Source organism: Aquitalea sp. ASV11, from assembly GCF_016429185.1.
In the GTDB taxonomy this organism is placed as follows: Bacteria; Pseudomonadota; Gammaproteobacteria; order Burkholderiales; family Chromobacteriaceae; genus Aquitalea; species Aquitalea pelogenes.
Genome location: NZ_JAELUD010000049.1, coordinates 1 through 12,349, shown reverse-complemented (window position 1 = coordinate 12,349; position 12,349 = coordinate 1). Strand labels below are relative to the sequence as shown.

The window sequence follows — 12,349 nt, the reverse complement described above, 5'->3', positions numbered from 1 at the left end:
GGGGAACAGGGCCTGTTTCGCAAGCCCTGCCGGTAAAAGAAAAGCCGCTGTATGGCAAAACTCAGGCAGCACGGCGGAATTCCTGCACAAAGCGCGCCAGCCGTTCCCAGTCGATGGCTTCTGCCGGACTGGGGGTGGCAAAGTAATAGCCCTGCAATTTGGCGCAGCCCATTTCCTGCAGGCGGGCCAGCTGGGCGGCGGTTTCCACCCCCTCAGCCACCACGTCCAGCCCCAGTGCCTGGGCCAGCGCCAGAATGGCACGCACAATAGCGACGGATTCTTCCTTGCGGTCCAGATCAAACACAAAGCTCTGGTCGATCTTGAGGACATCAAAGCGGTAGCGATGCAGGTAGGACAGCGCAGAATAACCGGTGCCAAAGTCATCCAGTGCCAGCTTGACCCCCAGCTGATGCAGCGCGTGCATCACGGTGGCGGCAATTTCCGGCACATCAATCAGCGCACTTTCGGTGATTTCCAGATGCAGGATGGCTGCGGGCAACTGATAGCCCTCGATGATGCTGCGCACCCAGCTCACCAGTTCCGGATCGTGGAAATTGGCTGATGACAGGTTGAGGTGCAGTGCGATGTCGCTACCCACCAGGCCGGCATCCAGCCATTGGCGCAACTGGCGGCAGGCTGCCTTGATCATGTAGCGGTCCACCCGGGTGATCAGGCCGCTCTCTTCCGCCACTGGCAAAAACAGCGCAGGGGAAATCAGGCCGCGTTGCGGGTGGCGCCAGCGGACCAGCGATTCAAACCCCACCAGCTTGCCACTACGGGCGTCGATGAAGGGCTGGAAGAAGGGTTGCAACTGGTCTTCCGCATCCAGCGCACGGCGCAACTCGCTTTCCAGTGCCAGCTGGTCAGCCTGGTTGATGCGCAGCTGGTGATTGAACACGGTATAGCCTTGCCGCCCCTGCTGCTTGGTGCAGTACATGGCGTGGTCGGCATCGCGCAGCAGTTCTTCGGCCTTGTGGTAGTGGTCGCGGTCTGCCAGCACCACCCCGACGCTGGCGGTGGAAAACACTTCCCGACCGGCCAGAATCACCGGTCGTTCGAATTCGCTGACAATGCGCCGCGCAATCATCTCGCAGCCATCCAGCGTTTCGGTGCCAAACAGCAGGATGGCAAATTCGTCGCCACCCAGCCGGGCCAGGAAGTCATAGTGCCGCAGGCAGGAGCGGATACGGGCACCGGCTTCAAACAAGAGATGGTCGCCAGCCAGGTGGCCCAGGGTATCGTTCACCAGCTTGAAGCGGTCCAGGTCGATGAAAATGACACTGAAGCGGGCACCGTTGCCGGACAGATAACTGTCCCACGCCCGACGCAGCGTCTTGGCAAAGTAGTTGCGGTTGGGCAGCTTGGTCAGCGGGTCGTGCAGGCTGTCGAACTCCAGCTGGGCGTTCACCGCATCCAGCTCGCTGGTGCGCTCGCGCACGCGTTCTTCCAGCTCGGCATAGGCGTTTTGCAGGTCCTGCATGGCGCGGACACGGGCCAGTGCGGTGCCGATATTGTTGGCAACGAACTCCAGCACTTCCTGATCGCGATAGCTGTAAATCACATCGTTCTGATAGCTGTGTACCGACAACACACCCAAGAGCTCGTGCCCGCAATACAGTGGTACGCCCAGCCAGCTGCACATGGGAGGGGCCGTGCTTTCTTCCGTCGGGTTCAGCTGTGCAGGGGTACGGTCCAGCAATAATGGCCGGCCACTATGCAATACCTGCTCTACCAGTCCCCTGCCGGGACGACGGGTCTGGCTGACCTGCTGGAAGTCATCGGCACAATAGGGAAAGCTCAGCATGTCGCTGTTCATGTCGTACAGGGCAACCTGGCAGTTGCGCCCTGCCACCAGCTCCATCAGCAAGCGATGCACGCCCGCCAGGAAGGCTTCCAGCGACAGGCTGGTATTGGACAGGTCGGCAATGCGGAACAGCACATCCTGGAAACGCTCGGCGCGTTGCCGGTCGGAAATCTCCGAACGCAGACGCGCATTCACCCCCTCCAGTTCGCAGGTACGCAACCAGACCTGGCGCTCCAGCTGGCTGCGATACAACATGCGGTCCAGTGCATAGGCAATATGCCGGGTGACAAACAGGAACAAGGCCTGCTCGGCCGAGGTACAAGGCGCCTGGCTGGCATAGAACTGCAGCACGGCAGCGCCGATCACCGCATTGCTGACATTGGTCAGCGGCACCCCCATCCACAACTCGGGCAGAGGGCCTTCCAGTACCAGCTGTTCTTGCTCGCAGACTTCCAGCAGGCGTTGCCGGGTCAATACCAGCGGTTTGCCCATGCGCATCAGCCAGGCTGTCAGCGAGCGGGTGGTCTGTTCCTTGCTGAAGACGGCCTCGGGTGAGGGCGGGGCCGGGTCTTGCTGATCGGTATAAAAGGGGTAGTACAGCTGGCCGCCTTGCTCGTCAAACAGCGCAATGTAGAAATTGCTGGCATCCATCAGCCGCATCAAGAGCCGGTGCAGCTTGGGCAGCATTTCATCCAGCGTATTGCACTCGCCCGGTAGCTGGCTGATTTCCAGCAGGGTTTCATTCATCACCCGGGACTGGGACTGGGCAGAATGCAGGCTGGCACTGTGCAAATGCCCCACCAGCAAGGCAAGTACCGCATCGGCGTTGTCGGCAATCTTGCCGCGCCACACCAGCCAGCCCAGGGTAGTGCCATGCAGGTCCAGCGGCAGGGCAGCGCCGTCCGGTCCGGGCAAGCGCCCTGCCGACAAGGCCTGGGCACTCGGCAGGCTGTCTGCAGCACCCAGTGTGGCCAGACATTGCCAACTGGAGCCCACCAATGCCCATAGCGCAGCAGCCGTTGTTTCGCCCTGCCGCTGGATCAGCTCCAGCGCAGTGCGGGCAGCCTCTTGCTGCGTGGACAGGTAATCCGCCGTACTCTTCATGTCGTTATCGTAGTATGAGTTAGCCGGGAAATCCGGTCATGCTACGAACAGACACAGTCATCCCCTATGACTGTATTGCTGACACCACGCTGTCCAGCAAGCCCTCCAGCTGGTCCGGCGTATGTGCTGCGGACAAGGTCAGACGCAAACGGGCTGTTCCCTCGGGAACAGTGGGGGGGCGTATCGCCGGCACCCAGTACCCACGCGCTTTCAATTGTGCAGCCAGCAACATTGCCTGCTCGTTCTTGCCTATGATAATCGGCTGTATCGGCGTACGGGATGACATCAGCTGAAAATTTACATCAGCCAACCTTTTCCTCACCATGCTGATGTGTTGCTGCAGGCGTTCCCTGCGCCAGGGTTCACTGGCAATCAGCTGCAAGCTGGCCAGTACGGCTGCTGCCAGTGCAGGTGGTTGCGCGGTGGTATAGATGTAGGTGCGGGCACTGTTCACCAGCCATTGCACCAGTTGGGCAGTACCGGCGACAAAGGCACCGGCCACACCGGCAGCCTTGCCCAGTGTCGCCATGTAAACCAGCCGCTCACCACCGATACCCTGTTCCACCGCAGAGCCATGTCCATTGCCAAGCACACCAAAACCGTGCGCATCGTCGATATAAAGCCAGGCATCGTATTTATCGGCCAGTTGCAGCAGTTTCTTTAGCGGTGCTTCGTCACCATCCATGCTGTACACCGCATCCACTGCAATCAGCCGGGTCCGGGCCGGCGTGCTGGCCAGTAGTTCCTCCAGATGCTGCATATCGTTATGGCGGAAACGGCGGAAGCTGGCGCGCGACAACAAGCAGGCATCGTTCAGGGAAGCATGATTGAGCTTGTCGGCAAAAACGGCATCACCCCGTCCCACCAGACTGGTAATCACCGCCTGATTGGCCGCATAGCCCGAGCTGAACAACAGCGCGGCCTCGCTACCGCAAAAATCGGCCAGGGCCTGTTCGGCCTGTTCGTGAATGGCAAAATGCCCGGCCACCAGATGCGAGGCTCCACCCCCTACTCCCCATTGCTGCAACGCAGCCCGCGTGGCTTCGATCAAGGCCGGGTGGTTGGCAAGGCCCAGGTAGTCGTTACTGGCAAATGCGATGTAGTTTTTACCATCGATCACCACCTGACTGGACTGCGGTGTTTCCAGCAAATGACGCTGTCGCAAACGGTGCTGTTGCTGCAATTGCAGCAAGGCCGTGGGGAGGTCTTGGGCGCGCATGGCTCTTTCAGAAAAAAAACGTCAAAATCGGCCGGATTTTCACAAAAGTATTCCTTATATATACATTGCAAAAATCCGACCGATCCGGGCAGTAAAAATCAGGCTGATTTACAGCGGCGACAGGTCCAGTTTTTCCATCAGTACCCGATCAGCATCCACCTCCGGATTCCCGGTGGTCAACAGCTTGTCACCATAGAAAATCGAGTTGGCACCCGCCAGGAAGCACAGGGCTTGCATGGCCTCCGGCATCTCGCGCCGACCGGCAGAAAGACGCACATAACTTCTGGGCATGGTGATGCGGGTGACTGCGATGGTACGCACGAATTCGGTCCAGTCCAGCGGGTCTGCCCCTTCCAGCGGCGTGCCACCCACTTTCACTAGATTATTGATCGGCACCGACTCCGGCTGCGGCTCCAGATTGGCCAGTTGGGCAATCAGCCCGGCACGGTCCGCACGGGTTTCATTCATGCCGACAATACCGCCACAGCACACCGACAGACCGGCACCGCGCACCTTGCCCAGCGTATCCAGCCGGTCTTCATACTCACGGGTATGGATGATGTCACCATACTTTTCCGGCGCGGTATCCAGATTATGGTTGTAGTAATCCAGACCGGCCTGTTTCAGCTTTTCTGCCTGGCCATCCTTCAGCAAGCCAAAGGTGGCACAGGTCTCCAGCCCCAGCGACTTCACTTCGCTGACCATGCGCAGGGTCTGTTCCAGATCGGCATCCTTCGGGCCACGCCAGGCGGCACCCATGCAGAAGCGACCGGCACCATTGGCCTTGGCGGTACGCGCAGCCTCAATCACCTCGTCCACCGTCATCATCGGCTGGTTTTCCACCGGCGTATCGTGATGTACCGATTGCGGGCAATAGCCACAATCCTCCGGACAGCCGCCGGTCTTGATGGAAATCAGCGTCGACAGCTGCACCTTGGTTGGGTCAAAAAACTGGCGATGAATCTCCGCTGCACGGAAAACCAGCTCCATGAAGGGCAGTGCCAGCAGTGCTTCGATTTCTGCCACCGACCAGACATTGCTTTCTGGATGCGGTGTTGCCGGACGGGAAAACTGAATGGTTTGCGTGGTCATGATGCGCTTTCATTGCAACAAAAATGCCAATTGTATTTATTGCCAAATTACAACTGAACAAATGGATAATTTAAGAAAAAAACGGCATGGCTGAGAGTGTCTGGCCGCAGTCTTGCAGAGGGCTTCCCATGCTGTCAAATATCAAAAGAAAATTTATTGACAATTGCTCAATATTTAATCATCACTGTCTGTTGTGTAATCGTCGAAACTGCCCTGACGGGCTGTGTAACGGCTGCAAAGCCAGCTTGCCGGCCCTGCCATCCATGCACTGTCCCATTTGCGCAGAACCAGCATTGACGGGGGATATTTGCGGCTTTTGCCTGCGACGGCCACCGGCATTCGACGCCATACACACTCCATACCTGTTTGGCTACCCCCTGAATGCAATTATTTATGCAGTGAAGTATGGAAAACGGCTGGAAATGACCGGTGTACTGGCCGCGCTGATGGCCGAATTTGCCCGAAAACAGGCTGTTTCAAGCGACCTGGTCATTCCCGTTCCCTTGTCAAAAGAACGACTTGCAGAGCGCGGCTTCAACCAGAGCATTCCACTGGCCCAGGCAATCGCTGCTACAATGCAAAGCCGTTTTTCCACCACACTGTGTTGGCGAAAACGCAACACTGTGCCGCAAGCCTCTCTTGGCCGTGCCGAAAGAAGCCGAAATGTCCGTCATGCATTTGGCGTAAAACAACGCATTGACGGGCTTTCCGTCGCCATTGTCGACGATGTGGCCACTAGTGGAGCGACCCTGTCTGCCCTGGCTGAAATACTCAAAAAACAGGGGGCAAAACGGGTCGAAGCGTGGGTGCTCTGCAGGGCATCTTTCCCAAAAACTTGACCAAGATTTTGATTCTTTGGAACAATCCAGCCAGCCAACGATGTTCACCGTTGTTCTTTTTCAGCCGGAAATCCCGCCCAATACGGGCAATGTGATTCGTTTATGTGCCAATACCGGCTGTGAACTGCATCTGGTCAAACCCATGGGTTTTCCCATGGAGGATGCCAAGTTGCGACGAGCGGGCCTCGACTACCACGAATACGCCCGTGTCGTTGTCCATGAAAACTGGGCTGCCTGCCAGCAGGCCCTGCAAGGACGGCGGATTTTCGCTGCAACAACCAAGGGCGCTACGCGCCACGACCAGATTTCTTTCCAACCTGGGGACGTTTTGCTGTTCGGTCCCGAATCCCGCGGCTTGCCGCCAGAAGTGCTGGAGGAATTTCCCTCCACACAGAGGATTCGTTTGCCCATGCGTCCCGAATCGAGAAGCCTGAACCTTTCCAACGCCGTTGCAATCACGGTGTTTGAAGCGTGGCGGCAGCTGGATTTCGCAGGAGGAAGCTGACAGTTCACAGGCCGGCCAACACTAACGGGCCAGCAAGAAATGTTGATGCCTGAAGTGAAACGGATGGCATGCCGGACCTGAGCCAGCCATGGCACAGGACACAGGCAGCCGTCCACTGTCGTGAAGGCAGGGGAGAACACCCGCAAGGGCAGTATCCGCCGACGTTTTTTGATGTGCCCAACAGCATAAGGGAGGTCTATGCAATCAGTACTCCGATGGCTGTGGCTTGTTTTTGTCAGTCTCGTACTTGTGGCTTGCTCCACCGTGAAGACGGCCAGCGCCACCAACCAGTCGGCAAAGCCGACCAATAAGCCCACCGTAGCCAACAACAAGGGCGGCGCCTATTTTCAGAAAGACGGCCCCGCCGACCATATCCCGGTCAACCTGAATCTGGTACCGGATGCAGTACCCCAGACGGAACCGCTGATCAAGTCAGCCAACCAGCCTTACACCGCGATGGGCATGAGCTTCCGTCCGGACACCAGTGAAAAACCGTTCAAGGCCACCGGCGTGGCCTCCTGGTACGGCAAGCAGTTTCAAGGCAGAAAAACCACCTCGGGTGAGCGCTACGACATGTTTGCCATGACTGCGGCGCACCCGACCCTGCCGATTCCCAGCTACGTGCGGGTGACCAATGCGGCCAACGGCAAGTCGGTGATCGTGCGCATCAATGATCGCGGCCCTTTCCACCGCAACCGTGCGATGGATCTGTCCTATGCGGCGGCCTACAAGCTGGGCTTCGTCAAGCAAGGTAGTGCCAAGGTCAGCATCGAGCGGGTATGGCCCGTAGCCGGTGGCGAGGCTGTGGCCAGCAATAGCCCGGATATCCGCAGCGAGGACAACCCGAAGTATTTGCAGCTCGGTTCTTTCAACAAGCTGGCCAATGCCGAAGCACTGTTGAAGAAAATGCTGGATGAAGTGGACGACCGTTACGACGGCAAGCTGGGCATCATCAACCAGCAGGGCAACTACAAGGTACGCCTGGGACCCTTCACTTCCGATGCGGCAGTACGCAGTGCTGCTGAAAGCCTGAAGGTGACCAATGTGGTAATGAACAACTGACAAGGCAAACCATCCGGATGCCATGGCAGTGGACACAAAAAAGCGAGAGCAAATGCTCTCGCTTTTTTCATGTCTGTTGCATCAGACGGCAGACAATAAAAAACCCGGCGCACATTGCGCCGGGGTAAAGGCCTTAATTGTCAGCGTAAGGCTCCCGCTCAGGGAGGCAAGCGGGAGGTGCCGGAGCACCTGCACGGTTAGTAGCCCTCCCGCCGACAAAGTTCCGTCATTCGCTATCTGGCAGAGAATCCTGTTCTTTCAGTACAGCATCAAACCAGGATTCCACCACTCCTTCCACCTGCTCGCAGCCGGTTTTCTTCAGGCTGGAAAACAACTGGACTGACACCGCGGGGTAATCTGCCAGCTCGCGCCTGACCATGGTCAAGGTCTGTTGCTGGTCGCTGCGCGATAATTTGTCGGATTTGGACAGCAGGATATGCACCGGACGGCCGGTATCGCGGAAGAAGGCCAGCATCTTGCGGTCCAGTTCCAGCAGCGGACGGCGCGAATCCATGATCAGGATCAACCCGACCAGGCTGTCACGGGTTTGCAGGTAACGGCCCAGCAGCTGTACCCAGTGGGCACGCACTGCTTCCGGTACTTCGGCATAACCGTAACCGGGCAAGTCCACCATGAAGCGTTCCTGGCCCAGGTCAAAGAAGTTGATATGCTGGGTACGGCCGGGTGTCTTGGAGACATACGCCAGCCGGGTCCGGTTGGCCAGCGTATTGATGGCGCTGGACTTGCCGGCATTGGACCGACCCACGAAGGCGACCTCGGCCCGGGTGGGCGGCAGGTCCTTCAAATGGTTGACGGTGGTATAAAAAGTGGCGCTTTTAAAAATCGACATAGTAGTAAGGTTGATTTCAGTTGGTATAGAATAACAGGTTTGAAATTGCCACTTTTACAGATATTTAAGAATTCCTCACAAGGAGCGATCATGAAACGGATGATGCTGTTGGCTGTAGCTGCGGCAACCCTGGCTGGAAGTGCATGGGCAGAAGGCATTGCCAAGGGAGACCCGGTAAAGGGCAAGCAGATCGTTGACACGGTATGTGCCGCCTGTCACGGTGCTGATGGCAACAGCGTAGCGTCGGCAAACCCGACCTTGGCCGGCCAGCATGAGGTGTATATCTACAACCAGCTGCAAGCCTTCAAGAAGGGTGAGCGCAAGAATCCGATCATGCTGGGCATGGCCTCTGCTCTGTCCGATGCTGACATGCGCAATGTCGCTTCCTACTTCAGCCAGCAAAAGCCCAAGGCCCGTGAAGCGGCCAACAAGGAGCTGATGCCGCTGGGTGCCAAGATCTACCGCGTTGGCAACCCGACCAGCCACCTGCCGGCCTGTATGGCCTGCCACGGCCCGGCCGGCAAGGGTATCCCGGACCAGTTCCCGCGTGTTGGCAGCCAGCATGCTGCCTACGTAGCCAAGCAACTGGCTGACTTCAAGGCTGGCACCGATCGCAAGAACGTCACCATGACCGATGTTGCTTCCCGCATGACTGATGCCGAAATGAAGGCTGTGGCCGAATACATTTCGGGTCTGCGCTAATCGCAACTTTTGCGGATAGCCTTGTTCAAAAGGGAAGCCTTAACCGGCTTCCCTTTTTGTGTTCGGCACCAAGATGACAAAAAACTCCCGCCACACCGCTGTTTACAAGCTGTACGAACTGTTCAGTTCCATGCGCTTTGCCATTGGTCTGCTGACCATTCTGGCCATTGCCTCGATCATCGGTACCGTACTGAAGCAAAACGAGCCCTACCCCAACTATGCCTTCGAATTCGGCCAGTACTGGTTTGCCGTGTTCGAACAGCTGGGGCTGTACGATGTTTACCATTCCGGCTGGTTCCTGACCATCCTGGCCTTTCTGGTGCTGTCCACCACCTTGTGCATCGTGCGCAACGGCCCGGGCTTCATCAAGGACATGAAGGCCTACCGCGAAAAAGCCTCGGACAACTCACTGGCGGCGATGAAGCACAGTGTCGTGTTTGATGGCACGGCAGCAGACCCGGAAACGCTGCGTGCCTACCTGCGTGGCCAGGGCTGGCGCTGGCGTGAACACCAGCGTGCAGACGGCAGCCTGGTGCTGGCGGCCAAAAAAGGTGCAGCCAGCAAGCTGGGTTACTTTTTTGCCCACATCGCACTGGTCGTCATCTGCATTGGCGGGCTGATGGACGGCAACCTGCCGTTGAAACTGGCGGAAATGGTGGGCAGCGTGGTGCCGGAAACCCGTGACATCCCGCAAAGCCAGATTCCGCCCCAAAGCCGGCTGTCCACCTCCAACCTGTCCTTCCGCGGCAATGTCACCGTAGCCGAAGGCAAAAGCGCCGACGTGGTGTTCCTGAACTCCGGCAACGGCTATCTGGTGCAGGACCTGCCCTTTACCGTGACGCTGAAGAAGTTCTATGTCGATTACTACAGCAACGGCATGCCCAAGCTGTTTGCCAGCGACATTGCCGTCACCGACAAGGCCACCGGCAAGGTGACCGAAGCCCAGGTGAAGGTGAACCATCCGCTGATCGTCGACGGCGTGGCCATCTACCAGGCCAGCTTTGGCGACGGTGGCTCGCCGCTGACCTTCAAGGCATGGAATCTGGACCAGCCGCAAATGCAGCCGGTGGCCATCAATGGTGTGTCCATGGCCGCCCAGCCACTGCGCGCCAATGGCAAGGATTACAACCTGGAGTTTGGCGATCTGCGCGTGTTCAATATCGAGAACATGGGCAGCAAGAATGCCGATGCCAGTGGCAAGAGCCTGAGCGAGCGCATGCAGGATGCCCGCGAGGTGAAGCACGAGAAGCAACTGAAGAACATCGGCCCGTCCGTCACCTTCAAGCTGCGTGACAAACAGGGCCAGGCGATGGAATTCCATCATTACATGGCCCCCATCCAGCAAGATGGCGTCAGCTATCTGGTGGCCGGTGTGCGCAGCAAGGTGTCGGAACCCTTCCAGTACCTGCGCCTGCCGCTGGATGATCAACTGTCGCTGGACAGCTTCATGCGCCTGCGAACCGCCTTCATGAACCCGGCCTTGTACGACGAAATTGCCAAGCGCACCACGGCCAAGGCCATGCAGGGTTCGGCCATCAGCCCGGCCATGCAGCAACAGTTTGCCAATAGCGTGAAATGGATTCTCGGACGCTTTGCCCAGGGTGGCTTTGTGGCGCTGGAGCAGTTCCTGGACGAAAAAGTCCCGCAGGACAAACGCCAGGCCGTGGCACAAACCTATGTGAAGATCCTGCAAGGCGCGGTGGTGGACGTGATGGATGTGGCCGATGCCAAGGCCGGTCTCAAGCCGGTTGCCATGGACGGCAAGCGCTACCGCTTCCTGCTGGACAGCCTGGTGGGCATCAGTGCCCTGCACGATTACAACGCCCCGGTGTTCCTGCAACTGCAAGGTTTCAACCAGGTTCAGGCCTCCGGCCTGCAACTGACCCGCTCGCCCGGCAAGAACCTGGTGTATCTTGGCTCGCTGATGCTGGTGATCGGCATCGTGCTGATGTTCTATATCCGGGAAATCCGGCTGTGGATCTGCTGCATGCCCGGCGGCGTGCGGCTGGCCATGAGCTCCAACCGTCACAACCGTGACCTGGATGCAGATTTCCGCCGTCATGGCGAAGCAATTCAACAGTTAGTACGAGGTAAGTGATGGAACTTGCACAATCCTTTGTCGCGCAGCCGCTGTACAAGCGGCTGAAACTGGCTGACTGGCTGTATGCCGTGCTGCTTGTGGTCGCCGCAGTGCAGGCCTGGCGACTGTACAACCCCTATATGGATGGTTACGAGCAAGCCATTCTGGCGGGCTCGGCCGTCGGGCTGGTGGCACTGGGCTGGTTCTGGAAGTCCTGGCGCTGGTTTTTCCCCTTGTCGGCCACGGTGGCGCTGCTGGGCATCAGCCTGTACCACGGCGAGCTGGCACGCGGCCAGAGCGCGTTCTGGCTGAAGTTCCTGCTGTCCAGCCAGTCCGCCATCATGTGGATGTGCACCCTGTTCTTCCTGGCCACCCTGGTGTACTGGGCGGGCCTGCTCACCCGCTCGGCCATGCTGTCGCGCATGGGCAGCGGTCTGACCTGGGCAGCGGCCGTCATGGGTGCCGCCGGCCTGTTCGTGCGCTGGTACGAGAGCTACCTGATTGGCAGTGATGTCGGCCATATCCCGGTATCCAATCTGTACGAAGTCTTCATCCTGTTCACCCTGATCACCGCGCTGATGTATCTGTACTACGAAGCCCGCTTTGCCACCCGCCAGGCCGGTGCCTTCGTGCTGCTGGTGATCAGTGCCGCAGTCGGCTTCATCCTGTGGTACAGCTTCGACCGTCAGGCGCATGAAATCCAGCCACTGATCCCGGCCTTGCAGTCGTGGTGGATGAAGATTCATGTTCCTGCAAACTTTGTCGGCTATGGTGCGTTTGCCATGTCGGCCATGCTGGGTGTGGCCGAACTGCTGGTGCTCAAGGGCGTGCTGAAAGACCGGCTGCCCAGCGCGGAAGTGCTGGACGAAATGATGTACAAAGCCATTTCCATCGGTTTCCTGTTTTTCACCATTGCCACCATTCTGGGTGCCATGTGGGCGGCCGATGCCTGGGGTGGCTACTGGAGCTGGGACCCGAAGGAAACCTGGGCACTGATCGTGTGGCTGAACTACGCTGCCTGGCTGCATATCCGGCTGGTGAAGGGCTGGCGCGGCAAGCCGCTGGCCTGGTGGGCGGTCATCGGTTTGCTGG

At 58.3% G+C, this 12,349-nt stretch carries 10 protein-coding genes; 6 read left to right on the top strand and 4 right to left on the bottom strand.

What is annotated here, in order from left to right; all coding sequences use genetic code 11:
• Window positions 1-61 precede the first annotated feature (61 nt).
• From JHD62_RS14915 to bioB, 3 genes are all read right to left on the bottom strand, one after another.
• Window positions 62-2,908: a bifunctional diguanylate cyclase/phosphodiesterase gene (locus tag JHD62_RS14915; RefSeq protein WP_199103606.1), complete on the bottom strand. Its 2,847-nt coding sequence runs from the start codon at window positions 2,906-2,908 to the stop codon at window positions 62-64.
• A gap of 64 nt (window positions 2,909-2,972) precedes the next feature.
• Window positions 2,973-4,127, bottom strand: coding sequence for an 8-amino-7-oxononanoate synthase (gene bioF / locus JHD62_RS14910; RefSeq protein ID WP_199103605.1), 1,155 nt, complete (start codon window positions 4,125-4,127; stop codon window positions 2,973-2,975).
• Between the two features lie 108 nt (window positions 4,128-4,235).
• On the bottom strand, window positions 4,236-5,219 hold the full coding sequence (gene bioB, locus JHD62_RS14905; RefSeq protein ID WP_045846519.1) for a biotin synthase BioB: 984 nt from the start codon (window positions 5,217-5,219) through the stop codon (window positions 4,236-4,238).
• Window positions 5,220-5,347: 128 nt separating this feature from the next.
• On the opposite strand from bioB, the gene JHD62_RS14900 reads away from it, so the two are divergent.
• From JHD62_RS14900 to JHD62_RS14890, 3 genes are all read left to right on the top strand, one after another.
• Window positions 5,348-6,058, top strand: coding sequence for a ComF family protein (locus JHD62_RS14900; RefSeq protein WP_199103604.1), 711 nt, complete (start codon window positions 5,348-5,350; stop codon window positions 6,056-6,058).
• Window positions 6,059-6,098: 40 nt separating this feature from the next.
• Window positions 6,099-6,563: a tRNA (cytidine(34)-2'-O)-methyltransferase gene (locus JHD62_RS14895; RefSeq protein ID WP_045846520.1), complete on the top strand. Its 465-nt coding sequence runs from the start codon at window positions 6,099-6,101 to the stop codon at window positions 6,561-6,563.
• A 264-nt stretch (window positions 6,564-6,827) separates the two neighbouring features.
• Window positions 6,828-7,625: a septal ring lytic transglycosylase RlpA family protein gene (locus JHD62_RS14890; RefSeq protein WP_370541069.1), complete on the top strand. Its 798-nt coding sequence runs from the start codon at window positions 6,828-6,830 to the stop codon at window positions 7,623-7,625.
• Between the two features lie 226 nt (window positions 7,626-7,851).
• Here the strand turns inward: JHD62_RS14890 and yihA are convergent, their stop codons facing one another.
• Window positions 7,852-8,475: a ribosome biogenesis GTP-binding protein YihA/YsxC gene (gene yihA / locus JHD62_RS14885; protein WP_199103602.1), complete on the bottom strand. Its 624-nt coding sequence runs from the start codon at window positions 8,473-8,475 to the stop codon at window positions 7,852-7,854.
• A 90-nt stretch (window positions 8,476-8,565) separates the two neighbouring features.
• Between yihA and JHD62_RS14880 the strand changes: the two genes are divergently transcribed.
• From JHD62_RS14880 to ccsB, 3 genes are all read left to right on the top strand, one after another.
• The gene (locus JHD62_RS14880; protein WP_045846523.1) at window positions 8,566-9,177 is read left to right on the top strand and encodes a cytochrome c; all 612 of its coding nucleotides are present in this window, start codon (window positions 8,566-8,568) and stop codon (window positions 9,175-9,177) included.
• 73 nt (window positions 9,178-9,250) lie between these two features.
• Window positions 9,251-11,275: a cytochrome c biogenesis protein ResB gene (locus tag JHD62_RS14875; protein WP_199103601.1), complete on the top strand. Its 2,025-nt coding sequence runs from the start codon at window positions 9,251-9,253 to the stop codon at window positions 11,273-11,275.
• On the top strand, window positions 11,275-12,349 hold a 1,075-nt coding region (ccsB, locus tag JHD62_RS14870; RefSeq protein WP_199103600.1), incomplete at its 3' end, for a c-type cytochrome biogenesis protein CcsB. The genes JHD62_RS14875 and ccsB, both read left to right, overlap by 1 nt.